We start from the raw sequence: 24,775 nt of genomic DNA, 5'->3' as shown, positions 1-24,775 counted from the left end.
GCGCGCTTCTCTTTCAAGACGGGGCGCGCAACCCTCTCCCATCGGGAGAGGGTGGACGCGAAGCGGCCGGGTGAGGGGTTACGACGCCGTTCGTCTATGCGGAAAAAAACCTGAGACTCTTTCCCCTCACCCCGGCCCTCCGGGCCGACCCTCTCCCCTTGGGAGAGGGTGGCCACGCGCAACTCGATTTCTCAGGCAAAGCCAACTCCCACTCTCGCGGATCATGCGCTATAGCGCGCCATGGACCTCGCGCTTCTCGCTCTCTTCGCCTCGGTCGTCACCGCCATTTGCCAATCCGTCACCGATCTCGGCACCAAGGCCGCGACGCGGACGGCCGACGATCGCGCCATTCTCGCCGCGCAATGGTGCGCGGGCGCTGTCCTGCTGAGCCTTGCTTGTGTCGTCTTCTATCCGGGCCTTCTCAGCGCGCCGCGCGAAACGCTCGCATCGCTGACGCAGCCCGGTTTCTGGACTCTGCTGGCCTGGTCGGGCGCGCTCAACGTCGTCGCCTATGTGCTGTACATCCGCGCCTTTCGACTGTCAGACGCGTCGCTGGTCGCGCCGCTCGTCCTGCTCACGCCCGTGCTGATGCTGTTCACCTCGCCGATCATGACGGGCGAGCACGCGCCGCCGATGGGTGTCTTCGGCGTGCTGTTCACCGTGCTCGGCGTCGGACTGCTCGACGCCGACAAGGAAAGCGGACGCCGCTTCAACTTCCATGTCTTCGCGCGCGACAAGGGCGCGCGGATGATGATCGGCACCGCCGTGATCTGGAGCGTCACCGCCAATATTGACAAGCTCGGCGTCCGGGCGTCGACGCCGCTGATCTGGATCGCGGCGGTGACGATCGTCATCGCGTTTTGCGCCCTGCTCTACTGGCTTGCCGGGCGGCGCGCCGCGCCAAGCGCGTTCGATTTGCGTTACGCCATCGGCGCGGGTTCGGCGATGGCCTTTGGCAACACGTTGCAGATGTGGGCGCTCACCGTGCTGTTCACGCCTTACGTGATCGCCATCAAGCGATTGTCGGCGCTCTTTACCGTGCTCGCGAGCGGACGTGTGCTGAAGGAGGAGTCGAGCGGCAGACTACTCGGCGCGGCGGTGATGCTCGTGGGCGCCGTGATGATCGCGCTGGCAAGGGAGTGAAGTTACTTATCGTTTTCGAGTTCGCGAACCGCTGCCAATAGGCGCTCAGCATTGCGGGGGCTCTTAAGAAGCCTAGCCGTTTGGTCGACAGCGTCGGCCATGGCAGTGCGCGGCGGACGTTCGTATACTAGATATTTATGATCGCTTTCTTCCCTAAGGGAGAAAATATATGAGCGTGGCTCTCCGCGAACGATATGCTGCTGGAACCTCCCTGTAGCCTTCAATTCTCCCCAATCGAATAGCCACATTCTAGCTACGCAATAGTTGGTATCCAGATGGACAAAGAGCAGGTGTGTGGGACAGTTCTCGCCCTCAACCTTTGGAATCGCGCTACTTCGGTTCCACCCGCGGTTCCCGCCCCTCCGAGTTTTGACCGAAACCTTCCAGCCATCGTCGGTCGTGAAATCATGCTCTTCACGGTCACTCACCAAGGTGCCGCTGTAAAGCTTCTTTCCGTATATTTCGCCTAACCAACCAACCAACTCATTTCCCTTTAGATTCTTGCCGTCTGCATGGGATATCAGACGGTAACGAATCCGCGACTGCAGCAGGGCGAGTTCTTCGAACATCCCTGCCAAATCCTCTTCCAACGCGGTAAGAGCTCCTGTATCGGGAACGGTCATTTCAGAAAAACCCTAAGTTGCAGTCAATGCATAGAATATCCCCTACTCCTCCATTTTCAGCGCGGCGATGAAGGCCTCCTGCGGAATCTCGACGCGGCCGAACTGGCGCATCTTCTTCTTGCCTTCCTTCTGCTTCTCCAGGAGCTTGCGCTTGCGGCTAACGTCGCCGCCGTAACATTTCGCGGTCACGTCTTTGCGGAAGGCGCGCACCGTTTCGCGCGCGATGATCTTGCCGCCGATCGCCGCCTGAATCGGCACCTGGAACATATGCGGCGGAATGAGTTCCTTTAATTTCTCGCACATCTGCCGGCCGCGTCCGTCGGCGCGCGTGCGATGCACGAGCATCGAAAGCGCGTCGACCGGCTCGGCGTTAACGAGGATGCTCATCTTCACGAGATCGCCGGCGCGATAGTCGGTGATCTGATAATCGAAGGACGCATAGCCCTTCGAGATCGACTTCAGCCGGTCATAGAAATCGAACACCACCTCGTTGAGCGGCAGATCATAGACCGCCATGGCGCGCTTGCCGACATAGTTGAGATCGACCTGCACGCCGCGCCGGTCCTGACAGAGTTTCAGCACCGAGCCGAGATAGTCGTCGGGCGTCAGGATCGTCGCCCTGATCCAGGGTTCGTTGATCTCCTCGATCTTCACGACGTCGGGCATGTCGGCGGGGTTGTGCAGCTCGATCTCGTCGCCGTTGGTCATGCTGATCTTGTAGATGACCGATGGCGCGGTCGCGATGAGATCGAGATCGAATTCGCGCTGCAGCCGTTCCTGAATGATTTCGAGATGCAGCAGGCCCAGAAAACCGCAGCGGAAGCCGAAGCCGAGTGCTGCGGAAGTCTCCATCTCATAAGAGAAGCTGGCGTCGTTCAGGCGCAGCTTGCCGATCGCCGCGCGCAAATCCTCGAAATCGGCGGCGTCCACGGGGAACAATCCGCAGAACACCACGGGCTGCGCCGGCTTGAAGCCCGGCAGCGCCTCGGCGGTCGGCTTCTTGTCGTCGGTGATCGTGTCGCCGACGCGGGTATCCGCCACCTGCTTGATCTGCGCCGTGATGAAGCCGACTTCGCCGGGACCAAGCGCCGCGACATCCTGCATTTTGGGACGAAAGACGCCGATCTTGTCCACTTCGTAATGGGCGTCGGCCGCCATCATCTTGATCTTCTGGCCCGTCTTCAGGGTTCCATCGAAGATTCGCACCAGCACGACGACGCCGAGATAGGCGTCATACCAGCTGTCGACGAGCAGCGCCTTCAAAGGCGCCTTCTCGTCGCCTTTTGGCGGCGGCAGGCGCGTGACGATCGCCTCGAGCACGTCGGGAATGCCGATGCCGGTCTTGGCCGAAATGAGCACCGCACCCGAGGCGTCGAGCCCGATCACCTCCTCGATCTGCTCCTTGATGCGGTCGGGCTCGGCCGCCGGCAGATCGATCTTATTGAGGACGGGAACGATCTCATGGCCGGCGTCGATGGCCTGATAGACATTGGCGAGCGTCTGCGCTTCGACTCCCTGGGAGGCGTCAACGACAAGCAGCGAGCCTTCGCAGGCCTTCAGCGAGCGGGACACCTCATAGGCGAAATCGACGTGGCCGGGCGTGTCCATCAGATTGAGGACGTAATCCTTGCCGTCCTTGGCCTTGTAGTTCAGGCGCACCGTCTGCGCCTTGATCGTGATGCCGCGCTCGCGCTCGATATCCATCGAATCGAGCACTTGCTCGACCATGTCGCGCGCGGCGACCGTCCCGGTCTCCTGAATGAGCCTGTCGGCCAGGGTCGACTTGCCGTGGTCGATATGCGCGACAATCGAGAAATTGCGGATGTTTTCGATCTTGTGGGCGGTCATGTGCGCGGGGATAGCAGCGCCCGCCAAGGAATGAAAGGGCGCGTCAGCCCGCGCCCAGCGCCATTTCATTCCCAGGCGGGCGCCCAGGGCGCGCGCCGGAGCCTTCTGGAAGGCTACTTCTTCTCCATCCGCGCCTCGAGCTCCGCCTTGCCCTTGTTAAAAAGCTCAATGGCTTTGGGCACGGCCCAGCGAATGAAGGCGTCCGTCGCCCGCACGGCCATGCAGCCGACCTGGGTCACGAGCGAGACTGTCTTGTCGAACCAGGGCAAAGCCGCGCTGTCGGCGGGAATCTTGCCTCTTACCCAGGCGACGCCATCCCTGGTCTTTTCCGAGATGAGGCTCCACAGCACGACGGCGGGATCGGATGACGGCGCGGTGGCGATCGCGTGGCGCAGCCGCACGACCTCCGCCGCAGCCTCGTCGGCCCGGCGATTGGCGGCTTCGAGCTGCCGAGACGTCTCAAGCGCTTTCGCCGACGCCCCGGCGTTCTCCGCGGCGAGGCGGTCGCGCTCCGCGGTCATCGCCGCCAGGCTGTCGCGAACATCGTCGCGCTCCTTGGCGTAGGCGTTCGCCTTCGCGACGATCTCGGACTTCTCGAAAATCTGCCGGTCGCGCTCCATGCGCGTCGCTTTGATCTGCTCCTGCAGATTGGTCAGTTCGGAGCGGGAAACCGTATCTTCGGGTTGCGATGAAGTTTCTTCGGACATGGCCGCCTCCTTTAGGGAGAGGATGGCTCGCGATGTGCGAACGGGTCGCGCGCGAGCAAAAACGGAATGGCCTCGGTGGCGGTTCGGCCTCAAAATCGCGCGCCAAGCGCGACCATGTTTAGTGTCAAAAAACTGATTCTGCAAAACCGGCGCAGCGGCGCAGCTATTGCACACTGCGCCCTCGTGGATTTGCTGTTACTGCGCGCGACCGGCGGCGGACTGCACGCGCTGCGCCGCCGAGAGGCAGTCGCGCGGCGCCGCCAGACATTTATCGCGCGCGGCGCCGGCGAGCGCGTCGCCGCCGGCGTGAATCAGCGCGGACGCTTTCTCGATAGCGACCTGTACGAAGCCAGCCGCGTGCAGCGGCGATGAAGCGCGGAGGGCTGCGCTTTTCGGCGCAACAGGCGCGTGATCCGCGCGCCATTGCAGGGCGACGCAGACGAGAAGAATGCAAATCGCGCATTTGGCGAGAAAAACCAAACTCGTCTCCATCCGCGAAAGCGGTTTTCTTGTAAGTGATGGCGCGGCGGGGTTGAGCCTTCGTAAACGCGCCTTCGATTTTTCCCTGAAGTCACGGCAATAAACTGCAAACCATGTCGACGCGTCGCCGAGTAGCTGTTGAAGCTTTCGCATCGGCTTAGCGGCTGCTTAAGGACGCCCTGCTATCGCTGTTGCCGATAAGGAGCGTACGCCTTGAGTAGCATCGCCGAGGACAGCCACTACCCGTCTTGCGTGGACGCCGCCTTGCATGAGCGGGTCGCCGGACGACCGGTGGAAGAGGCGCGTCATCGGGCGTTCATCATCGCTCGGCTCGTCGTCGCCGCCTGCGTCCTGCTCTCGGCGCCGCTGTTTCTATTCTTCCATGGCGCGCCGACGACAAGCGACTGCGTCCTTTTCCTGCTTGCGCAGATCCCTCTCGCCTCGGTCATCGTGTTGTCCCGCGCGGGCGATTTGCGCCTTGCGCGGAGCCTCTCGATCGGCGGCTGGCTGGCGATGGCGACGGCCATCCACGCGCTGACGCCGGGCTACGACGCCTTTTCAATCGCGCTGCTGCTCGTTGCGCTCATAGAGGCGGCCCTGACGCCCGACGTCGGCGCGGTCATCGTCATAGAAGTGGTCGCCATCGCCGCCCTTGCGCTGACAGCCGGTCTCAATCTGCGGGCGCCGCACGAACTGCTGACGGAACATGCAACGACGGCCATGCTTCTCGGAGCGCCGCTGTTTCTCTATATCGCCGCTCTCGTCTTCGGCGCTGTCCGGGTCGAGCAGGCTCGCGCCCGCGCCGAAGCGCGCAACGACCGCGACCTCATGCTCCTGACAGGCGCCGTTGGCGACATCCTGCTGCACCTCGATCGCGCCGGCGTCGTCAACGCGGTCCTGGGCGACGGGCACCACGTCTTTGATCTCAAGCGCGATCTGATCGGCCGCGAATTCTTCCAGCGTATTCACGTCGCCGACCGACCGAGCTTCCTCAAGGCGGTCTCCGACGCCGTCGACGGCAAGGCGGTGGCGACCGCAGCCGTTCGCGTTCAGGTTGGCGTTGCAAGCAATGCTTCCAGCGAATTCGTCGCGCCCGTTTTCAACTCTTTCGAGGCGCGCATGCGCCGCGCTCAATCAAACCACGAGGAATGCGCAGCGGAGGCGGTCGTCTGCGCCCTGCGAGACGTAAACGCCACGCTCGAAGCCGATATCGCGCTTGCGGCGGCTCACGCGGCGGCCGAGCGCGCGGCAACCAGCAATGTGCGCCTTCTCGCCAATGTCAGCCATGAGCTGCGCACGCCGCTCAACGCCATCATCGGCTTCTCACAAATGTTGGCGACCGACGAGATTGCGCCTTCCGAACCCGCCAAACAGCGGGAATATGCGTCAATCATCAGCGACTCCGGCCACCATCTGCTCGAGATCGTCAACTCCATCCTGGACATGTCCAAGATCGAATCGGGCGCCATGGAAATGGCGGCTGAGTCCTTCGCCCTGCCGACGCTCGCCGATCAGTGCTGCGATATGATGCAGCTGAAGGCCGATCAGTCCGGCGTGACGCTCGCGCGCGAATATGCCGAAAGCCTTGCCGAGATCGTCGCCGACAAGCGCGGCTGCAGGCAGATCCTGATCAACCTGCTCTCTAACGCAGTGAAATTCACGCCGCGCGGCGGCACGGTCAAGCTGTCGCTTCAGGCCGAAGGAAATCAAATCGTCGTCACGGTCACGGATGATGGCGTGGGCATCGCCGCAGGCGATCTCGCGCGGCTCGGCGATCCTTTTTTTCAGGTGCGCCCGTCGCTTGAACACGGGCAAGAGGGGACGGGGCTCGGACTTTCCGTGGTGCGGGGACTCGTGGGGCTGCACGGCGGTTCGATCACCATCGAAAGCGGACCACGGGCCGGCACGGCGGTTTGCGTGCGCCTGCCGCTCGACTGCCGTAACCGCGGCGCAACCGGCGGTCCGGCAAGAATCGAAACGATCGCGCGACTTGGCGCGCCGTTAAGCATGGCCGCGGTCGGCGGCGCAGAACCAGCAACGGTGAAGAAAATTGCGTGACGCCTCGCTCTATGCCTCTCGCTTTCAGGCTTCCCCCACCGATCGCGCCCCGCCGCGCGACACACGGCGCAATGGTCGTCGCTCAATCTTTGCGCGTATGTTCGGCGCGAAGCCAATCGGCGTCACGCTCATCCTCGGCATCGCCGCCTTGGCGGCGATCGGCGTGCCCATGAACGCGCTGCTGCTACAGGACGGAAGACATCCGGCGCCGCTCTTCTCGGCTCAGCCTTCGAACGCGGTCCTAGGCGCGCCAACGCGGCCGGCGCGCCCGCCCGCAGTCGAAGCCCGCACAGATCGAGAGGCGAATGTCCCCGCGCGCGCCGCACCGAAAGACCTCATCGCCAGCAAGATCGAAAGGCTTGACGTCGCCAAAAGCCCCGACTGGGGGAAAAGCGCGCCGGCGAAAGCGGATGCGCCGCACGCCGCGGACAAGAAGCGGGACGCGATCGGCCTGCTGATCGTCGGCGATCCGCCGCCGCTTAAGGCAAGCGCCGACAAGGCCAACAAAGCCGACAAGACGCCCAGCGCCGACAAGACGGCCAGCGCCGACAAGTCTGCGCCTGTCGATAAAAACGTTCTTTATGCGCAGCGCGCCCTCCTGAAGCTCGGCTACGTTGTGCGCTCCGACGGCGTTCTCAGCGGCGCGACGCGCCACGCCTTGGAGAAGTTCGAGGGCGACGCCGGCCTGCCGGTCAAGGGCCGGATCACGCCGAAAGTGCTGCAGCAGCTCGCGGCGCGCTCCCGTCTGCCGCTCCCTTGAGTCGCGGCGTTCGACAATCCCGCCGCTCAAGCGCTAGTTTGCGCCCATGCGACTGAGGTCCGACATATTCGTTTCCGCGCTGATCCGCCGGGCTGAGGTGCAAGGCGCGGTCGCCATGCTGCGCCGGCGCGGCGCCGCTGAAGCCGGCGCGATCTTCGTCAAGCTTGATCGGCTTGACGGGCGCGCCGCAGTCTATGGCCCTGCCCCGCAGACAGAAGAGCCGCCGGAGGGAGTCGATCGGCTGTTCGCGCGCGTCCATGCAGGCGACTGGCTCGATCCGGCGGAGGCCGAGCAGAGGCTCAAGCGCGAGATCATGTTCGACCCTGACCTTTGGATCGTCGAGATCGAGGATCCCGACGGCCGCGTGTTCGTCGACCTCGCGGCTTAGCACAAGCAGGTTTGCGAAAAAGCCGACAGGCGCTCTAAGCGGATTGATCGAGTTTGCGGGATGGCCGCGCCAATGATTGCTGCGGCGCCGCGCGACGCCGCGTCAGCGCACCCGGATCTTCTCGCGCCGCACGGCGTGAAATTTCGCGCTCCGATCGCGCCGCGCCAGTCATCGCGCCCACGATGCGCGCCGCGGCGCGCTGCGGCGTCGAGCGCATCACGCCGAGCAACGCCTGCACGACCTCGACGTCACGGGCAGCGCCAGGCTCGGCGCAAAGAAGAATGCGCGTCGCCGATTCGAGCGGTACGCCGATCGCATTGAGCGCCAGAGCGAGCGCCTCCCCGAGATGATCGACGACAAGCGCGCGCGCGCGTTCCTTTCGGCACTCGAGCGCCTCGGAGAGGAGAGCGGCCATCGCGTTGCGATCATGGCGTTGCGCCGCGGCTTCCAGTTTCTCGACGAAAGCGCCGTCGGCGCGAAACGGTGCTTCGGTCCCGCCGCTCGCCAATATTTGGCGACAGGCGTTGAGCACGATCGCCGTGCGCTCGAGCCGGTTCGCAGCAAGGAAAAGCGGTTCTGGATCGAGATCCAGGTCGTCGCGATCGAGCAACATGCGCGCGAGCGTCAGATCATCGCGCGCCGACATGACCAGCGCGCGCCTCGACGCCGAATCAAAATGCGCGGCGAGATTGCCGGCGAGCGCCCGCAGCACCTCGCCCTCGCGACGCGAGGCGAGCGCCAGCATCGTCTCCCGATCGAGCCCGCGTCGGCGGGCGACGGCCGCCGCGAATTGCGCCGGCCCCTGCTCGGCGGTGGCGATCGTGTCCCGCTGCGCGAGCTTGGGCGCGAATTGAAAGGCAAGCGCGGCCGCTGCGCCGCCCTTATCGAAAAGACGCGCGAAAATCGAGGCAGGCGTTTCGGGATGGAAGCAGAGCGGCAGCGCCGCGCGGGCCACTGTTTCTGCATCGACAATGTCGATGAGCCCGAGCGCGAGCTGTTCGAACTGCCGGATGTCGGCCGTCGGATGCATCGATCGCTCGACAAACTGATCGACGACCGCTCGAAGCAGCGACGCGTCGACCATCCGACGCTGTTCCCTTTCGGCGCCCATCACTTCACCACTCGAACCCATACGCAACTTGCAGAAAATTTAGCAGCCGGTCGTTGACGGAGCATTAACCCTCGCCAATTCCTAATCGTTAGGGACGGCTGATTCATCGTCGGCGGAACGAGCTTGGAGAAATCGCCATGGGGAAGGTCATCGCCTTCCAGCCGCGCCTGAGAGGGGCGTCGAAGCGCGGCGAGGCGCAGCAGCGCGACGCGCAGATCCTATTCTTTCTCGGCGTGCGCTATGTGCGGATGGAGGACGCTCTCGTCAATCCGCAGGAGACGCCCGCTCCGGAATCCTTCGGCGCGCCGCCGGGCGGCGGCAAGCGCAGGCGCCGGGTCCGCGCCTGACCTCAGTCGGCAAGAACGAGCGCCCAATAGACCTTATATTTCGCGCCAGCCGCGTAGGCCGTCGCGATGCCCATCCGTTTCACCCGCTTATCCAGCATGCGCGCGTTATGCGGCGCGGAATCGCGCCAGCCGGAAAAGGCTTCCGCCAGCGTGCGATAGCCCGCCGATACGTTCTCCACGGCGGCCGGCGTTTGAACGCCCGCGCCGGCGAGGCGGTCGCCGAGTTCGCCGCGCGCCGCAAGATCCCCGCTTTGCGCCATGTCCCGCGCCTGCGTCTCCGCGACGCGCTGCAGCCCGTCATCGAGCGTCAGAGCGCCGAGCCCGCTGTTGCGTCGATAAAGCGAGATCATGTCGCGCGCGGTCGCGGGATCGACGTGCGCGCCGGTCGCCGCCAAAGAACGATACATCGGCGGCTCCGGCCCGGTCGCCCGAGTCTCGGGCTCTTGCCCGGCGTTGCAGCCGGCAAGCACGCCGAGCGCCAGGAGAATGGCGGCACGAGGAAGAGACGACGGAAACATGAGCGCATCTCGCTCCCCATTCTTTGAGAAACAATGAATGGCGAGGATTTACTTCGCTTGCGCCTCGTCCGACGGGGCGGCGTCCTCCTTAGAGTCGTCGGACCGTTCGGTCTGCTCATCTGCGCTCTTGCCGCCCGCCAGATTGGCTTCGATCGCCAGCGCGCTTGCGACGGCCGCTGCGGCCAGCTTGTCGAGGTCGGGAATGTTGACGATCGTCGGCGGCGGCGGCGCGGCCGCCGGACCGATCGAGATTCCGGCGTCGTGGAGGCGCTCATAGAGATCGAAGTGCAGGTCGCTGCGCACGCGCGCGGACTGCTCGACATCCTCGACGTAGCACCAAAGCTCGAATTTGAAGGTGTTCGCCTCCATGCCGAGGAACATCACCTGCGGCGCGGGTATCCGCAAAACGCTTTCCTGCGCGCGCGCCGCCGCAAGAAGAATGTCGCGCATTCTTTCCGGATCGACGCCGACATGCGGCGAAATGGCGATCTTGATGCGGCCGACCTTGTCGCCGCGCAGCCAGTTCTTCACCACGCCCGCGACGAGATTCGAATTCGGCACGATCATCGTCGCGCGATCGAATGTCTCGATCTCGGTGGAGCGGACATTGATGCGTTTGACATAGCCCTGCTCGTCGCCGACCACGACCCAGTCGCCGACGCGAATGGCGCGCTCCCAGAGCAGGATGAGGCCGGAGACGAAATTGTTGACGATCGATTGCAAGCCAAAGCCGATGCCGACCGAGAGGGCGCCGGCGACGATCGCGAGTTTTTCGAACCCGAGCCCGACATAGGACAGTGCGAGCGCCGCCGCGAAAATAAAGCCGGCGTAGCCAAGGGTCGCGCTGATGGAGTTGCGCAGACCGAGATCGAGCCGGGTGAGCGGCAGAAAACGCGTGTCGAGCCAGCGCCGCAGCCCCTGCGTCGCGGCAAGCGCCGCGGCGAAGAGCAGCATCGCCACGAGCGCGCCCGAAGGAGAGATCGTGACGTCGCCGATCTTGAAGGAAACGAACGCCGAGCGAATATTGCCGAGGAAATCGCCCGACTCATAGCCGAGCGGCGCAAGCGCCACCAACGCCGCCGCGAGGAAACAGAGCAGCGTGACAATGCCGGAAAGCAGCACGGCGAGCGGCGCGAGCTGCTCGCGGCGCACGCCAAGACCGGTGATCATTTTGCGGCCGAGGAAACTCGTCGGCGCAAGCGCCGCCTCGATGCCGCCGCGCGAAAGCGTCACGACGACATACAGGATGGCGAGGACCGCCGCCGTCCAGCCGATCTGCAGGATGACGAAATTAGCGAAAGTGACATAGCCGGCCGCGCACGCCCCCACCAGCACGAGCACGATAAGCCCGCCGAGGAAACGCGCGGCGCTCATCCAGTCGCGACCCTCGGGGGTGGCGACAGCGGCGCCCTCCTCGACTTCAACTCGGCTTGGCAGATTGAACAGGGCGATCGCGATGAGCGCCGCGACGATCATAACGCCGAGGCCGCGCGTCACGATCACGATAGGAAGCCCCCCCTGCACGGACTCTTCCAACTGCTCCAGGAAACGCGCCGCGGAGAGAGTCACCGCAGCCAGCGTCACGAGTTGCGTAAGACGTCTCGCAAGCCGATCGCCGGGATCAATCAGCCGCCAGTTCGGATGCGCGGGAGCAAGGACCGCGCGCGCGATGGCGTAGGCGAAGGCGATGCGCGCTACGCCCTCGACGACGCGTCGCCAGATCGGTTCGAGCGCGGCGTCGATAAGGTCGTAAGCGTCGAAGGCGAGGCTTAACGCGCCGACCGCCGCGACCGGCGCTGCCACGATGACCAGCGCCGTCCATCCGGCCGCGGCCGCCTTGCGCAAAGGCGTCGGAGCGGACTCGTCCGCCGAACGACGGACGACGCGCCGCGCCATGAAGAGCGCCAGTGCGAGGCTCGCTGCGATCGCAAAAAGCACGGCGAAAAACTGCGCGCGTCGGCCGCCGTTGACGCGACCGACGACATTCGCCGTTCGGTCGGAAAGAAAGGTCGCAGAATCGCTGATCACGGCGGGCGCGCCGTCGAGCGCGGCGCGCCACAGCGAAGGCGAGAATAGACCGTCCGTGCGCAGAAAGAGATTCTTCGCAAAGAGCCCGCGCTGGCGCGCGACAATCGTGACGGCGACCTGCCGCGTCTCGAGCAACATGGCGCGCGCGCGTTTGAGAGTCGCGTCAACCGCGTCGTAAAGGCGACGCTGCTCTTGGAGCTCGGCGTCAGCGCTGACGCGCGCGGCCGCGTCGGCGGATTCGGGCCCGTTCGGCGTCGCTTCGGGCGCGGGGACCGGCGGCCCTCTCGCCGGCGGCGGCTTCGCGACGCTGTTCTTTACAGCAGGTTTGGCCTGGGGCTTGGACTCCGCCGGCGTATCCGGCGCTTTGGGAGCCTCTTTTGGCGGCTCCTGCGGTTTTGCGGCGGCGGGCGCAAGCTCCTTCAACCGCGCATCGATTGCGGCAAGACGCGGCGTCAGCTTTTCGATCGTTTCTTCCAGTTCGTGCGGCAAGGGTTCGATACGCGCGCGCAGATTGCGTAGCGCGGCGTCGGAGAGGTCTGGCTGCTCCAGCGTCTTCTGCACTTCGTCCAGCGTGGCGCGCGCGCGATCGAGACGCGCGTTGAACTGTTCGATCGAAGCCGGCGCTTCGTCGGCGCGCAGTCCGGGGGCGGCGAGCGTCGCAATCAGGATGGCGATCAGGAGCGTCAGTATGCGCACATGCGTTCCTTAAATGGAGCGAGCCGATCAAATCGGTTTCGAGCACGCGGACGAAAGGTCAATCTTGCGGCGGTTCGAGTTCGTCACGGTAGGTCCGCTTGTCGCCGTTCCGGTCGACCACGGTCCATCCCCCCTGCCCGTCCGGCGCGGCGGCGCCCTCGGCGACCCGCGCCTTGCCGAACCCGCCGGGAATGTCGAGCACATAGGCCGGCAGCGCAACGCTGGTCACGCGGCGCGAGAGCTCTGCGTAGAGTCGCCTGCCCGCCGCGAGGCTGAGCCGAAAATGCGCGGTCCCCGGCGCGAGATCTGGATGGTGCAGATAATAGGGCCGAACGCCCAAACCTGCCAAATCGCGCATCAGCCGCTCCAGGACGTCGACGTTGTCATTGACGCCCTTGAGCAGCACGGTCTGGGAGAGAAGGACTGCGCCTGCCTCGCGCAACTGAGCGATCGCCGCGCGCGCCGGCTCGGTCAATTCGCGCGCATGATTGACATGCAAGGCGACGAACAGGGTCTTGCCGCTTTCGCGAAGCGCGGCAAGCCGCTCGCGCGTCACGAGATCGGGCGCGACGGTCGGCGCGCGCGTATGGACGCGCAACAGCCGCACATGCGGGATCTCGGCAAGCCGGCGCGAGACGGCCAGAAGCCGACGCGCCGACAGCATCAAGGGATCGCCGCCGGTGAGGATCACCTCGAAAATCTGTGGCCGCCGCGCGACATAGTCGAGCGCTGCCGCGACGTGAGCCTCAGGCAGCAGATCGCCCTTGCCGCGACCGACCGTCTCGCGGCGGAAACAAAAACGGCAGTAGACCGGACAGACGGACAAAAGCTTCAAGAGCACGCGGTCGGGATAGCGATGCACAAGCCCCGGCAGCGGCGAATGCGCGTCGTCGCCTATCGGATCGGCCCGCTCCTGCGGCGTCGTCGCGGCCTCGCGAAGATCGGGGATAAATTGCCGCGCAATCGGATCATCCGGATCGGCGCGGTCGATCAGCGCTGCGACTTGGGGTGTGACCGCGATGCTGTAGCGCTGCGCCACCTGATCGAGACCGCTAACCTCGCTCATGAGGCGCGCGTCAACCAGATCGGCGATCGACGTAAGCGTGCGCGACGGCGCGCGCATTCGCGCAGCTGCGTCTTGATCCAGCGGCAAGCGTTTCTCCGCCGCGCAATCTCCCTCTCTCCCGCGCAGCGGGGGAGAGTTGGAGAGGGGGCGATGCGGTTCGCGCTCGGCTCGAATATATTCCCCCTCCCTGACCCTCCCCCGCTGCGCGGGAGAGGGAGGCGTCAAGCATTCCGCGAAAAAATCATCCGCGCGGTCCGTTATTGCTTCGCCCCCCGCGCGGCGCGCTTGGCCAAGGTGCGCAGCCGCAGCGCGTTGAGCTTGATAAAGCCTTCCGCGTCGCGCTGATCGTAGGTCCCGCCTTCCTCGAAGGTGACGAGGTCCTGATCGTAAAGAGACCAGGGGCTTTCGCGGCCGACGAGCGTCGCCGAGCCCTTGTAGAGCTTGATGCGCACGCGGCCGGTGACATGCTCCTGGCTCCTGTCGATCGCGGCCTGCAGCATCTCGCGCTCCGGCGCGAACCAGAATCCGTTATAGATCAGCTCGGCGTAGCGTGGCATCAGCTCGTCTTTGAGATGCGCGGCGCCGCGGTCGAGCGTCAGGCTTTCGATTCCGCGATGCGCGACGAGCAGAATCGTCCCGCCCGGCGTTTCGTACATGCCGCGCGACTTCATGCCGACGAAACGGTTTTCGACAAGATCTAAGCGCCCGATTGCGTGAAGACGTCCGAGATCATTGAGCTTGGCGAGAAGCGCCGCCGGCGAAAGCGTGACGCCATCCACGGCCGAGGCGTCGCCTTTCTCGAAGTCGATCGTCACATATTGCGGCGCGTCTGGCGCATCCTCGGGATTGCCAGTGCGCGAATAGACGTAATCGGGCGTCTCCTGGGTCGGATCTTCGAGCACCTTCCCTTCCGAAGACGTGTGCAGAAGATTGCCGTCGGTCGAGAACGGCGCTTCGCCGCGCTTGTCCTTGGCGATCGGGATCTGGTTCTTTTCGGCGAAAGCGATGAGATCGGCCCGCGAGACGAAGTCCCATTCGCGCCACGGCGCGATCACATGGATGTCGGGCTCGAGCGCGTAATAGCCGAGTTCGAACCGCACTTGGTCGTTGCCCTTGCCGGTCGCGCCATGGCAGACCGCATCGGCGCCCATTTTGCGCGCGATCTCGATCTGCTTCTTGGCGATGAGCGGGCGCGCGATCGAGGTGCCAAGCAGATAAAGCCCCTCATATTGGGCGTTGGCGCGGAACATCGGGAAGACGTAATCGCGCACGAATTCTTCGCGCAGATCTTCGATGAAGATGTTTTCAGGCTTGACGCCCAGAAGCAGCGCCTTCTCGCGCGCGGGCTCGAGCTCCTCGCCCTGGCCGAGATCGGCGGTGAAGGTGATGACTTCCGCGCCATAGGTCGTCTGCAGCCATTTCAAAATGATCGAGGTGTCGAGCCCTCCGGAATAGGCGAGGACGACGCGTTTGATTTCTTTTTTCTGGCGGGTCATTTTGGCTCTGGCTCGACGGGGGCGATTGCGCGCGGACTATAGGCGCCGCGCGCCCGAGCGCAAGGCGGCGCGACGCGGCCCACGCGCGCGCAGGAGAAACGACGTGAAGCGAACATTGGCCCTGACGGGCGTGCTTTCTTTTCTGGGGCTATCGGGTCTCTGCGCGCAAACCGACCAGCGCGTCTGGACGCTTGGCGGACTGGAGGAGAAAAACGCCGACAGCATCTATCTTGGCTATGGGGTGCCGGAGAGCGACGACAGCCTTGGGAGCTTCACCTGCACGCCAGGGGGCGGCGTGGTCAAAATCTGGATCGCCGAAACCAGCGCCAAGCTTAAAGCGGGAGGCAAGACGACGGCGATCCTTTCCGTCGGCGAAAAGACGGCGAAGGTCGCCGGCAAGCTCGTGCCCAATGAAGAAGCCGGCGTGCCGAGCTTCGAAGGGAGCCTGCCGGCGAAAGACCCGATCTTCGCGGCGATGACCGGCGGGGAAACGCTCGACATCGCCGTTGGCGGAACAAAGCGATCGGCGCCCCTCGCCAACGCTGCGGAGAAATTCAAGAAATTCGCCGCAGCCTGCGCCAAGCGCTAAAGCCTCGTTTTTTACGCCGGAGCCCCCTAAATTGGCGCAATGAGCAGCCGTTCGACGAAAAACCCAACACGGTCCAAGGTCGCCGGTCTGACCCCCGCGCGCCGCCGGGCGCTCGACATTCTCACGCAAGCGAACCGGCCGGTCGGCGCATATGAGATGATCGACCTCATGGCCGACGAAGAGGGCAAGCGCCCCGCGCCCGTCTCCGTCTATCGCGCGCTAGGCTATCTCATGGACAACGGCCTCGCGCATCGGCTCGCGTCAAAAAACGCCTATATCGTCTGCGGCCATGCCCATGAAGCCGAGGAACCCGTCGTCTTCATCATTTGCGAGCAGTGCGGCGAGGTGAAAGAGGCGACGTCGCCAGGATTTGCCCGCGAGCTCGCGGCTCTCGTCGGAGCGGCGCATTTCAGCGCCCGCACGCGCGTTGTTGAAATCGCCGGCCGCTGCGCCCGATGCGAAGGCAAATAGCGATGCGCGGGGCCGCGCGCTGGCTTGCGCCGCTCTTCTTTCTTGTCGCGTCGCTGGCCTTTGCGGCGGTGAACTATCCGCCGCTGACCGGTCGAGTGGTTGACCAAGCCGACGTCATTCCGCCGTCCACGAAAAGCGCCATCGAGAGCAAGCTCAGGGATCTCGAGGATAAATCCGGCATCCAGCTCGTCGTCGCGTCGGTCGCTTCGCTTGAGGGCTTGGACGTCGAAACCTACGCCAACGGCCTGTTTCGCGCTTGGAAGCTCGGCGAAACAAAAAAGAACAATGGCGTTCTGTTTCTGGTCGCGCCGAACGAGCGCAAAATGCGCATCGAAGTCGGCTACGGCCTGGAAGGAACGCTCACCGACGCGCTGTCGAAGATCATTTTGACGAGCGCGGTGGCGCCGCGATTCAAAGCGCGGGACTATGGCGCGGGGATCGAACGCGGCGTCGAGGGGATCATCGAGGTGCTCTCCGGCGATTCCGCCGAATGGACGAAACGCGCGCGGGGGCCGCAGTCCACGACCTTCGATGAGCTTTCCCCGCTCATTTTTTTCGCCCTGTTTCTGTTCATCGTCGTCTGGATGGCGCGTAGCGCGCGCGGCCGGCAACGCTACCAGCGGAGTTACAGGCGCGGCGGACCGCCGATCATCGTGCTGCCCCCGAGCGGCGGCTTCTGGGGCGGCGATTCCTGGGGCGGCGGAGGCGGCGGCTCGAGCGACGGCGGCGGCTTTTCCGGCGGCGGCGGCTCGTCCGGCGGCGGCGGCGCTTCGGGGGACTGGTGATGCAGCTCACGGCGGACGACTTCGAGCGCATCGCGGAGGCTATTCGTCGGGCCGAAAAAAAAACCTCCGGCGAGATCGTCTGCGTGCTGGCGCGTCGCTCATCCGATTACGCTTTCGTGCCGCCGCTCTGGGGCGCGTTCGTGGCGCTTGCGTCGCCTTGGCCCATGCTCCTGTTCACCGAAATTTCGCCTCGTGAGATTTTTGCAGCGCAGATCGCCATCTTTATCGTTGCGACGCTCGTCGTTTCATGGGGACCGGCGCGCTTTTTGTTGACGCCGCGCGTCGTCAAGCGCGCCCGCGCCGCGCGCGAAGCCATCGAACAATTCTTCTCGCGCGGCGTCGCGTCCACCAAGGGACGCACTGGCGTGCTCATATTCGTCTCTTGCGCCGAGCGCTATGCGCGCATCGTCGCCGACGAGGCCATCGCCGCAAAGATCAGTGATGACGAATGGCAGGCCGCGCTGGATCTGCTGCTGGCAGACATGCGACGTGAAAAAGTCGCCGACGGTTTTGTCGCAGCGATCGAGGAATGCGCGCGCCTCCTGGCGCGGCATGCGCCGCCCGGCGCGAGCGGCGACGAACTGCCCGACAAAATCTATGTGGTCTAGCGGGCCGCGCCCAATGCGCCGCCCGCGCTCAGGAGGCCTCTCGTTCGCGCGCGACTTCGCGCCAGCCGATGTCGCGGCGGCAAAAGCCGCCCGGCCAATCGATGAGGTCGACCGCCGCATAAGCGCGCGCCTGGGCCTCGGCGACGCTTTCGCCTAACGCCGTGACATTCAGCACGCGACCCCCGGCGGCGAGCAGGCGTCCGCCTTCCTCGCGCGTGCCGGCGTGGGTGATGGCGACGCCCTCGACGGCTTCGGCGCTTTCCAAATTGCGAATTTCCGATCCGGTCATCGGCGTTCCCGGGTAGTTCCTGGCCGCCAGCACCACCGTCAGCGCCGCGAGCGGCGAAAACCCCGGTCGCTGCAGAGGCGATTCGCCTCGCGCGGCGGCAAGCATCAGCTCGAGAAGATCGCCCTCGAGACGGGGCAGAATGACTTGCGCCTCCGGATCGCCGAAACGGCAATTGTATTCGATGAGCTTTGGCCCCTCTTGTGTCAGCATGAGTCCGGCGTAGAGCACGCCCTTGAAGGGCGCGCCCTTGTCGCGCATCGCGCGCATCGTCGGCTCGACGATCTCGGCCATCACACGCGCTTCTATTTCTGGCGTCACGACGGAAGCCGGCGAATAGGCGCCCATGCCGCCCGTGTTTGGTCCCGTGTCGCCGTCGCCGACTCGCTTATGATCCTGCGCCGTCGCGAACGGCAGCGCGCGAACGCCGTCGCAAATTGCAAAGAACGACGCCTCTTCGCCTACGAGACATTCCTCGATAACCACCTCCGTGCCCGAGAGGCCAAAAGCGCCCGCGAACATCGCCTGCACGGCGCGTTCCGCTTCCTCGCGCGTTTGGGCGACGACGACGCCTTTCCCGGCAGCGAGCCCGTCCGCCTTGACGACGATCGGCGCGCTTTGCTCACGCAGATAACGTAGCGCCGGCTCAAGCGCGGCAAACCGCGCATAGCTCGCGGTCGGAATCCCGTAGTCGCGACACAAATCCTTGGTGAAACCCTTGGACCCCTCGAGCTGAGCCGCCGCCTGCGTGGGCCCGAAGGCGAGGATCCCGCGCTTCTCCAGTTCGTCGACGAGACCGCCGATCAGCGGCTGCTCGGGTCCGACAATAACGAGCGCAATTCCCGCATCGCGACAAAAGTCAATCACGGCGGGGTGGTTGGCGACGTCGAGATCGACGTTATCTCCCACGCGAGCCGTCCCCGGATTGCCTGGCGCGATATAGAGCCGCGTCAGCAGCGGGCTTTTCGCTAGCGCATTGGAGATCGCATGCTCGCGACCGCCCGATCCGATCAAAAGAACATTCATTAACGCTCGCCCGGTTGCTTCGTTTCCGCTTCTAGAGCGCGCGGACGCCAAAAGGCAATCCGCTCCCGAAATGCTGTGCTTGCCCATTGCGTAAGCGCCGCTAGCTATCGGTCCGGGGGCTAGCGGCTGGAGTGTCCCACATGTCCATTACCCGAGATATCGCATCGCATGACAATGCGGTCGCTTACGGCGGCCTCATTGACGCCATTGGCGGCGTCGCCACCATCGTCCTCGTGATTTGCGGTTTAGTTGGAATAGCGCCCCCCATGATGGTCGCAATCGCGACGATCGTGTTTGGCGTCGCTTTGTTAATTCAAGGCGGAGCTATGCTGTCGGAATATATGCAGGTCGTGTTTCCCGGCGGCGTTCGAACCGCTTCCGTCGAGCAGATGGGCGGCAATAGTCTCGCGCTCGTCTTCCTCGTCGGCGCCGCCGGTATTGTGCTGGGCGTTCTGTCGCTCCTTGGAATCAGTCCGGCAATCCTGACCCCGGTCGCCGCGATCGGCTATGGCACCGCTCTGTTGCTGAGCAGCAACGCCGTCTGGCGCCTCTATGTGCTGCGACGCGCCTCCGTTCAGATGGAGACCGCGATCGGACAGTCGCAACATGTCGGCGCCGAGATGCTCGCGAGCGAAATGGCGTCGGGTTCAGCGGGCATTCAGGCGCTCGCAGGTCTGGCGGCGATCGTCCTCGGCATTCTGGCGCTTGCCGGCACTCCCGCCGATTTGACCCTGAACCTGGTCGCGCTGCTCGCGCTCGGCTCGACGATCGTGCTCACAGGCAGCACCCTTAGCGCCACGGTTCTGAGCTTTATGCGAACCTGAGCGCAGCGCCTGCGGGACACCTGCGGGACAAATGCCCCCGACCAGCCGTCGGGGGCATTTTTCTGCCTCGCCAAGGTCCCAGACGGCTTCCCTCTCGGAGTGAAAATGCTCTAAAGACAGCGCAATCTCTCTTTGCGAGGCGATATGGCGCGGCAGTTCATCTATCACATGCAGGGCCTGACCAAGACCTATCCGGGCGGCAAGAAGGTCTTGGAGAACATCAATCTCTCCTTTTATCCCGACGCGAAGATCGGCGTTCTGGGCGTCAACGGCTCCGGCAAATCGACGCTGCTGCGCATCATGGCGGGCGCCGACAAGGAATATTCTGGCGAGGGCTTCGTCGCCGAAGGCGCGCGGGTCGGCTATCTGCCGCAGGAGCCGCAGCTCGACCCGGCGCTCGACGTGCGCGGCAATGTCATGCTCGGCGTCGCGGAGAAGAAGGCCGTCCTCGATCGCTACAACGATCTCGCCATGAATTATTCGGACGAGACCGCCGATGAGATGACGAAGCTCCAGGACGAAATCGAGGCCAAAGGCCTCTGGGACTTGGACAGCCAGGTCGACCAGGCGATGGAAGCGCTCGGCTGTCCGCCGGACGACGCTGACGTCACCAAGCTTTCAGGCGGCGAGCGGCGTCGCGTCGCGCTGTGCAAACTGCTGCTCGAACAGCCGGAAATGCTGCTCCTCGACGAACCGACGAACCATCTCGACGCTGAAACCGTCAACTGGCTCGAAGGACATTTGCGCCAGTATCCCGGCGCTATCCTGATCGTCACCCACGATCGCTATTTCTTGGACAATGTCACCGGCTGGATATTGGAGCTCGATCGCGGCCGCGGCATTCCCTACGAGGGCAATTACACCAACTGGCTGAAGCAAAAGCAGAAGCGCCTCTCTCAGGAATCTTCCGAGGACAAGGCGCGTCAGCGCGCGCTCGAAGCCGAGAGCGAGTGGATCGCCGCTTCGCCGAAGGCGCGGCAGGCCAAAAGCAAGGCGCGCATTCAGCGCTATGAGGACCTCGTCGCCAAGCAGAACGACAAGGCGCCGACGACCGCGCAGATCGTCATTCCGGTGGCCGAACGTCTGGGCGACAATGTCATCGATTTCGACCATCTGTCGAAAGGCTATGGCGACACGCTTCTGATCGACGATCTCTCCTTCAAATTGCCGCCCGGCGGCATCGTCGGGGTCATCGGGCCGAACGGCGCCGGCAAGACGACGCTGTTTCGCATGATCACCGGACAAGAGAAGCCCGACAACGGGACGATCGAGATCGGCGACAGCGTGCAGCTCGGCTATGTCGACCAGTCGCGCGATGCGCTGCACGCCAACAAGTCCGTCTGGGAGGAAATCTCGGACGGCAATGAAGTGATCTATCTCGGCAAGCGCGAGATCAACAGCCGCGCCTATTGCTCGGCCTTCAATTTCAAGGGCGCCGATCAGCAAAAGAAGGTCGGGCAGCTTTCAGGCGGCGAACGCAACCGCGTGCACCTCGCCAAGATGCTGAAGAGCGGCGCCAATGTGCTGCTGCTCGACGAGCCGACCAACGATCTCGACGTCGACACGCTGCGCGCGCTCGAAGAGGCGCTCGTCGATTTCGCCGGCTGCGCCGTCATCATCTCGCATGACCGCTTTTTCTTGGACCGCATCGCGACGCATATTCTCGCCTATGAAGGCGACAGCCATGTCGAATGGTTTGAAGGCAACTTCGCCGATTACGAAGAGGATAAGAAGCGGCGCCTCGGGATCGACAGCGTCATTCCGCACCGGCTGAAATATAAGAAGTTCGCGCGGTGAGGAGCTGATGCACTATAGCGGTCTGCTTTCATACCCGCAGCTTCTCAGTTCAAGTTCGCTTGCCTGAATAGCCTGCTCCGTTCTCAGCCGGGCGCTATAACCGAGACCTCCGGAAAATACGTCCGATAACGCGCAACGTCTCGGGTCAGCAGGGGAGCGCCGAGAGTTTCCGCCTGCGCGCCGATAAAGAAATCAGCCAGTACATTCGTCTTGGCGCCGCCGCGTATTCGATAGTCGCGAAACGCCTGCCCGGCGCGCCAAAGAGCTTGACGCGACATCGCGGAATGTTCCGCCCCGAGCGCGCCTAAAAAGTCGGAACAATCGGCTTCGGCCGTAAAGCCGGTCGCGAGTTCCGCAAAGACGGCATCGACGATCAAGATCGGTCCAAGAGACATTCTTCGTTCGAGCGCCTGCTGCGACGCTTCAAACCAATCGGCATTGCGCGTCAGCAGGTCGATGAAGATATTGGTGTCGACAAGCGTCAATCGTCGCCCCGCAGGAGACGCATCCACTCGTCAGTCGTCGTTCGAAATTTCACGCCCTTGCGATCCAGCGCGGCGAGCGCCCGCTCAATCTTGCTCCTCGCCGCCTTCAGCGGCGCGGGGTCCGCCTGAGCTGCATCACTTCGCTCCACCAGCACACCGCCCTCCGGCCTTGCGCGCACGCTGACGCGGTCGCCGGGCCGGATGCCAGCCGCTTCGCGTACGGCCTTTGGCAAGGTGACCTGGCCCTTTATGGTGACTTTTGTGCTCATGGCGCCAAAGGGTAATACTCGCGCAAGAAGAGTAATACCCCCTCGATCGAAGCGTCAATCTGCGCTCAATGCGGCGTGCGCCCAAACGCCTTCCGCAGCTCGTCCTTCGCCTGCTCCAGAACCTTTCGGCGCTCTTGGGACAAATCCTTGCCGGCCCTGTTGACGTAAAAGGTCAGCATCGACATGGCGGAACGGAACGGGTCCGCTTTGCGCCGCTCGCTCGCCTCCGCCGACCGCTTCAAAGAGCGGGCGATCTTCACGGGGTCGTCCCATGTGAATACCCCCGCATCGAGATCGAGCGCGTTGCTGTGGCCCGTGACCTCGCCCGACCAGTAGTTGGTCGCCGTCTTTGAATTTTTTGCCGGTTCGCGGCTTTTTGGCTGCTTTTGCGCCATTACGCGCCTCGTTTCAGGAGCGCTTGTCAGGAGCGCTCGTCAGACCGCCTGTCAGGAGCCTTGGCCAGGTAGTCGGCCGCCCACAGAAATCAACGTCTCCGAAGCGTGGCCGCCACGAATTCGCCATCTGCGCGTGGCGCATTTCCCAGCTGGGCCGTGGGCGGCCACGAGGGATTTTTCTAGATGAGACTATTCCGCCGGGTCGCTGCCTTGTTCGCCATCGGCGCTCTGCCGCTCGCGGGCTGCGCCCCGCAGGAGTCGCCCGTCGCGTCAGCCCCCGCCGCCTATGAAGAGGCCGCCAAGGCGACCGAGCTTACCGGCCAGGACGCGCTGCACGCGCGCATCTCCCATTACGCCCGCGTCTATGACATTCCGGAATCGCTCATTCATCGCTCGATCCGCCGCGAGAGCAATTACAATCCCGCGGCCCGCCACGGGCCCTATTGGGGGCTGATGCAGATCCGCCACGACACGGCGCGGCACATGGGCTATCAGGGCCCGGCGAGCGGTCTTCTCGACGCCGACACCAATCTTGCGTTCGCGGTGCCGTATCTCGCCAACGCCTATAAGGTCAGCGGCGGCGATGAAGGCCGGGCGATCAGGCTCTACGCCGGCGGCTACTACTACGAAGCGAAGCGCAAGCGGATGCTCGACGAGCTGGTGACGTCCGCCTCCCACTAAGTCGTAAAAGCCTTATTGGTTTTTTGGGGTGAAGGTGCTGCGCACACGGCCCCCCTGCGCCGCGCCGCCCTGCACGGTCGCCATGCCGGTCGTCACGTCATAGACGAGCTTGTCGCCCTTCACGATGTTCTCGGCCTGGGTGAGCGTGACGTTGCCGATGAGATAAACCTTGTTTTCGGCCTTGTCGTAGCTGCCCCGATCGCCCGTGCCGATCTGGTCCTTTGAAACCAGCGTCACCGGACCTTCGGCGTCGATATGTTTGACGCGGTCGTTGCTCGTCGCGGCGGGTTGTCCGCCGCCCTTTCCCTCAAGAAAAATGATGAGGCGCGACGCCTTGAGCGTCGAGGGCCCATTCGTGACGATGACGCTGCCGGAGTAGATGAGCTTCTGCTCCTTCTCGAAATAATCGAGCTTGCCCGCGTCGATGTTGAGCGGATCCTTGGCGGAAGCTCCGGGCAAAATGCCGCCCGAGCGGCCTGCGGCGCCTGCCGGCGTCGCGGCGACGAGCGCAGCAAGGAGAAGAACGAAGAGGTGGGGGCGCATTTAGTCCTTGGTCGCGGCACCCGAACTTTGCGAAGGCGCATCGCCCTCACCGTATAGCACCGAATGGACGCCGCCCGCGAAGGACGCGTGACGGTCCTTTTGCGAAAATTCGACAGACTGCGCGGCGACTTCGCCGCCGTCGATTTTCAAGAGCACGGGCTTGTCGGACGTCATCACGCTATCCTTGAAATTCATGACCGCCGACTCGAGCTTCATGTCGAAGTTGTTGTCTTCGTGGATGTTGACGCCGCCGGTCATATCGGCCCGATCGGCTTTCCTGTTGTAGACGCCCTTCGCCGCCGACAGGACGATGGAATTGTCCTTGGCGTTCTCGACCCGGACCTCGAGCTGATCGAGTTCGAAGACGTCAGGCTTCGCCAGATCCTGCGTGCCCACGAGCGCGCGCACCTCGTAGGGACGCCCGTCCTTGCGATAGCCGACAAGCTTGGGGCTCTCGATGACGATGCGCGATCCCTTGAGCGCGACGCGCGCCAGGCTCAGATCGGCGGGCAGAAAGCGCAGCGAACTGATCAGCAGGCCGAGGCCGACGATGCCAACGACGCCGCCCGCCCCCCAAAGGATCCAGCGGCGCAAGTGCGCAACGCGCGTCGTGTGGCGCAGCGCCTCCGGAAAGGCGCTCTGGCGCGGCGCAACAAGGCCGCCCAGGCGATCGCGGGCGCTGGGCGCCGGCAAGACGTCGGTCATGACGTGATCATGAGGCGTGCAGGTGGCGAATTCGAGGCAAAG

Annotated in this window: 27 protein-coding genes; 12 read left to right on the top strand and 15 right to left on the bottom strand. The window is 64.1% G+C overall.

Going from position 1 to position 24,775, the window contains the following annotated elements:
* Nucleotides 1-240: 240 nt before the first annotated feature.
* On the top strand, nucleotides 241-1,143 hold the full coding sequence (locus IYY11_RS17590) for a DMT family transporter (protein ID WP_196405048.1): 903 nt from the start codon (nucleotides 241-243) through the stop codon (nucleotides 1,141-1,143).
* Between the two features lie 2 nt (nucleotides 1,144-1,145).
* On the opposite strand, the gene IYY11_RS17585 is transcribed toward IYY11_RS17590, so the two are convergent.
* The 4 genes from IYY11_RS17585 to IYY11_RS17570 all read right to left on the bottom strand — a co-directional run bounded on the left by IYY11_RS17585 (nucleotide 1,146) and on the right by IYY11_RS17570 (nucleotide 4,801).
* Nucleotides 1,146-1,766, bottom strand: coding sequence for a DUF6998 domain-containing protein (locus IYY11_RS17585; RefSeq protein ID WP_196405047.1), 621 nt, complete (start codon nucleotides 1,764-1,766; stop codon nucleotides 1,146-1,148).
* Nucleotides 1,767-1,808: 42 nt separating this feature from the next.
* Entirely contained in the window at nucleotides 1,809-3,614 is a 1,806-nt protein-coding gene (lepA, locus tag IYY11_RS17580; protein WP_196405046.1) for a translation elongation factor 4, read from the bottom strand.
* A gap of 113 nt (nucleotides 3,615-3,727) precedes the next feature.
* Nucleotides 3,728-4,321, bottom strand: a complete 594-nt coding sequence (locus IYY11_RS17575) for a hypothetical protein (protein WP_196405045.1) — start codon at nucleotides 4,319-4,321, stop codon at nucleotides 3,728-3,730.
* Between the two features lie 195 nt (nucleotides 4,322-4,516).
* Nucleotides 4,517-4,801 (bottom strand): hypothetical protein, encoded by a 285-nt coding sequence (locus IYY11_RS17570; RefSeq protein WP_246720064.1) that lies wholly within the window; start codon nucleotides 4,799-4,801, stop codon nucleotides 4,517-4,519.
* Between the two features lie 213 nt (nucleotides 4,802-5,014).
* On the opposite strand from IYY11_RS17570, the gene IYY11_RS17565 reads away from it, so the two are divergent.
* The 3 genes from IYY11_RS17565 to IYY11_RS17555 are packed head-to-tail and all read left to right on the top strand — an operon-like array spanning nucleotide 5,015 to nucleotide 8,007.
* Nucleotides 5,015-6,859: a HAMP domain-containing sensor histidine kinase gene (locus IYY11_RS17565; RefSeq protein WP_246720063.1), complete on the top strand. Its 1,845-nt coding sequence runs from the start codon at nucleotides 5,015-5,017 to the stop codon at nucleotides 6,857-6,859.
* On the top strand, nucleotides 6,852-7,619 hold the full coding sequence (locus IYY11_RS17560; protein WP_196405043.1) for a peptidoglycan-binding domain-containing protein: 768 nt from the start codon (nucleotides 6,852-6,854) through the stop codon (nucleotides 7,617-7,619). Before IYY11_RS17565 ends, IYY11_RS17560 begins: the two co-directional genes overlap by 8 nt.
* Nucleotides 7,620-7,665: 46 nt before the next feature.
* Nucleotides 7,666-8,007 (top strand): DUF1491 family protein, encoded by a 342-nt coding sequence (locus IYY11_RS17555; RefSeq protein ID WP_124738852.1) that lies wholly within the window; start codon nucleotides 7,666-7,668, stop codon nucleotides 8,005-8,007.
* Nucleotides 8,008-8,041: 34 nt separating this feature from the next.
* Here IYY11_RS17555 and IYY11_RS17550 read toward each other — a convergent pair whose 3' ends face one another.
* Complete coding sequence (locus IYY11_RS17550; protein ID WP_246720062.1) at nucleotides 8,042-9,091, bottom strand: DUF2336 domain-containing protein; 1,050 nt, start codon at nucleotides 9,089-9,091, stop codon at nucleotides 8,042-8,044.
* Nucleotides 9,092-9,255: 164 nt separating this feature from the next.
* Between IYY11_RS17550 and IYY11_RS17545 the strand changes: the two genes are divergently transcribed.
* On the top strand, nucleotides 9,256-9,465 hold the full coding sequence (locus IYY11_RS17545) for a hypothetical protein (RefSeq protein WP_196405041.1): 210 nt from the start codon (nucleotides 9,256-9,258) through the stop codon (nucleotides 9,463-9,465).
* A 2-nt stretch (nucleotides 9,466-9,467) separates the two neighbouring features.
* On the opposite strand, the gene IYY11_RS17540 is transcribed toward IYY11_RS17545, so the two are convergent.
* The 4 genes from IYY11_RS17540 to IYY11_RS17525 all read right to left on the bottom strand — a co-directional run bounded on the left by IYY11_RS17540 (nucleotide 9,468) and on the right by IYY11_RS17525 (nucleotide 15,269).
* Nucleotides 9,468-9,983, bottom strand: coding sequence for a CAP domain-containing protein (locus tag IYY11_RS17540; protein ID WP_196405040.1), 516 nt, complete (start codon nucleotides 9,981-9,983; stop codon nucleotides 9,468-9,470).
* A gap of 48 nt (nucleotides 9,984-10,031) precedes the next feature.
* A complete protein-coding gene (locus IYY11_RS17535) occupies nucleotides 10,032-12,707 on the bottom strand; it encodes a DUF3772 domain-containing protein (protein ID WP_196405039.1) in 2,676 nt (891 codons plus the stop codon).
* Between the two features lie 58 nt (nucleotides 12,708-12,765).
* Nucleotides 12,766-13,830, bottom strand: coding sequence for a lysine-2,3-aminomutase-like protein (locus IYY11_RS17530; protein WP_409455267.1), 1,065 nt, complete (start codon nucleotides 13,828-13,830; stop codon nucleotides 12,766-12,768).
* A gap of 200 nt (nucleotides 13,831-14,030) precedes the next feature.
* A complete protein-coding gene (locus IYY11_RS17525) occupies nucleotides 14,031-15,269 on the bottom strand; it encodes an argininosuccinate synthase (protein ID WP_196405037.1) in 1,239 nt (412 codons plus the stop codon).
* A 103-nt stretch (nucleotides 15,270-15,372) separates the two neighbouring features.
* On the opposite strand from IYY11_RS17525, the gene IYY11_RS17520 reads away from it, so the two are divergent.
* From IYY11_RS17520 to IYY11_RS17505, 4 genes are read left to right on the top strand one after another with little or no spacing between them, the layout of a single operon-like run.
* Entirely contained in the window at nucleotides 15,373-15,858 is a 486-nt protein-coding gene (locus IYY11_RS17520; protein WP_312029748.1) for a hypothetical protein, read from the top strand.
* A 39-nt stretch (nucleotides 15,859-15,897) separates the two neighbouring features.
* Entirely contained in the window at nucleotides 15,898-16,329 is a 432-nt protein-coding gene (locus tag IYY11_RS17515) for a transcriptional repressor (protein WP_109026474.1), read from the top strand.
* A gap of 2 nt (nucleotides 16,330-16,331) precedes the next feature.
* The gene (locus tag IYY11_RS17510; RefSeq protein WP_196405035.1) at nucleotides 16,332-17,114 is read left to right on the top strand and encodes a YgcG family protein; all 783 of its coding nucleotides are present in this window, start codon (nucleotides 16,332-16,334) and stop codon (nucleotides 17,112-17,114) included.
* Complete coding sequence (locus IYY11_RS17505) at nucleotides 17,114-17,722, top strand: TPM domain-containing protein (RefSeq protein ID WP_196405034.1); 609 nt, start codon at nucleotides 17,114-17,116, stop codon at nucleotides 17,720-17,722. Before IYY11_RS17510 ends, IYY11_RS17505 begins: the two co-directional genes overlap by 1 nt.
* A gap of 28 nt (nucleotides 17,723-17,750) precedes the next feature.
* Here the strand turns inward: IYY11_RS17505 and purD are convergent, their stop codons facing one another.
* A complete protein-coding gene (purD, locus tag IYY11_RS17500) occupies nucleotides 17,751-19,034 on the bottom strand; it encodes a phosphoribosylamine--glycine ligase (protein WP_196405033.1) in 1,284 nt (427 codons plus the stop codon).
* Between the two features lie 140 nt (nucleotides 19,035-19,174).
* Here purD and IYY11_RS17495 point away from each other — a divergent pair, with 140 nt between their 5' ends.
* On the top strand, nucleotides 19,175-19,858 hold the full coding sequence (locus IYY11_RS17495) for a hypothetical protein (RefSeq protein WP_196405032.1): 684 nt from the start codon (nucleotides 19,175-19,177) through the stop codon (nucleotides 19,856-19,858).
* A gap of 144 nt (nucleotides 19,859-20,002) precedes the next feature.
* Nucleotides 20,003-21,655, top strand: a complete 1,653-nt coding sequence (ettA, locus tag IYY11_RS17490) for an energy-dependent translational throttle protein EttA (RefSeq protein WP_196405031.1) — start codon at nucleotides 20,003-20,005, stop codon at nucleotides 21,653-21,655.
* A gap of 83 nt (nucleotides 21,656-21,738) precedes the next feature.
* On the opposite strand, the gene IYY11_RS17485 is transcribed toward ettA, so the two are convergent.
* The 3 genes from IYY11_RS17485 to IYY11_RS17475 form a co-directional block, all read right to left on the bottom strand.
* Nucleotides 21,739-22,140 (bottom strand): type II toxin-antitoxin system VapC family toxin, encoded by a 402-nt coding sequence (locus tag IYY11_RS17485; RefSeq protein WP_196405030.1) that lies wholly within the window; start codon nucleotides 22,138-22,140, stop codon nucleotides 21,739-21,741.
* The gene (locus IYY11_RS17480; RefSeq protein WP_196405029.1) at nucleotides 22,137-22,409 is read right to left on the bottom strand and encodes an AbrB/MazE/SpoVT family DNA-binding domain-containing protein; all 273 of its coding nucleotides are present in this window, start codon (nucleotides 22,407-22,409) and stop codon (nucleotides 22,137-22,139) included. Before IYY11_RS17480 ends, IYY11_RS17485 begins: the two co-directional genes overlap by 4 nt.
* A 65-nt stretch (nucleotides 22,410-22,474) precedes the next feature.
* Nucleotides 22,475-22,804 carry a DUF3175 domain-containing protein gene (locus IYY11_RS17475; RefSeq protein WP_196405028.1) on the bottom strand — a complete coding sequence of 110 codons (330 nt, stop codon included), beginning with the start codon at nucleotides 22,802-22,804 and terminating at the stop codon, nucleotides 22,475-22,477.
* Nucleotides 22,805-22,987: 183 nt separating this feature from the next.
* On the opposite strand from IYY11_RS17475, the gene IYY11_RS17470 reads away from it, so the two are divergent.
* Complete coding sequence (locus tag IYY11_RS17470; RefSeq protein ID WP_196405027.1) at nucleotides 22,988-23,485, top strand: lytic transglycosylase domain-containing protein; 498 nt, start codon at nucleotides 22,988-22,990, stop codon at nucleotides 23,483-23,485.
* A 12-nt stretch (nucleotides 23,486-23,497) separates the two neighbouring features.
* Here IYY11_RS17470 and lptA read toward each other — a convergent pair whose 3' ends face one another.
* Entirely contained in the window at nucleotides 23,498-24,028 is a 531-nt protein-coding gene (gene lptA, locus IYY11_RS17465; protein WP_196405026.1) for a lipopolysaccharide transport periplasmic protein LptA, read from the bottom strand.
* Entirely contained in the window at nucleotides 24,029-24,733 is a 705-nt protein-coding gene (lptC, locus tag IYY11_RS17460; protein WP_196405025.1) for an LPS export ABC transporter periplasmic protein LptC, read from the bottom strand. It abuts the gene before it with no gap.
* Nucleotides 24,734-24,775 lie beyond the last annotated feature (42 nt).

The sequence above is a fragment of the Methylocystis sp. H62 genome, from assembly GCF_015709515.1.
Classification (GTDB): Bacteria; Pseudomonadota; Alphaproteobacteria; order Rhizobiales; family Beijerinckiaceae; genus Methylocystis.
The sequence above is the reverse complement of the archived record's forward strand: the minus strand, read 5'-3'. Positions and strand labels throughout refer to the sequence as shown.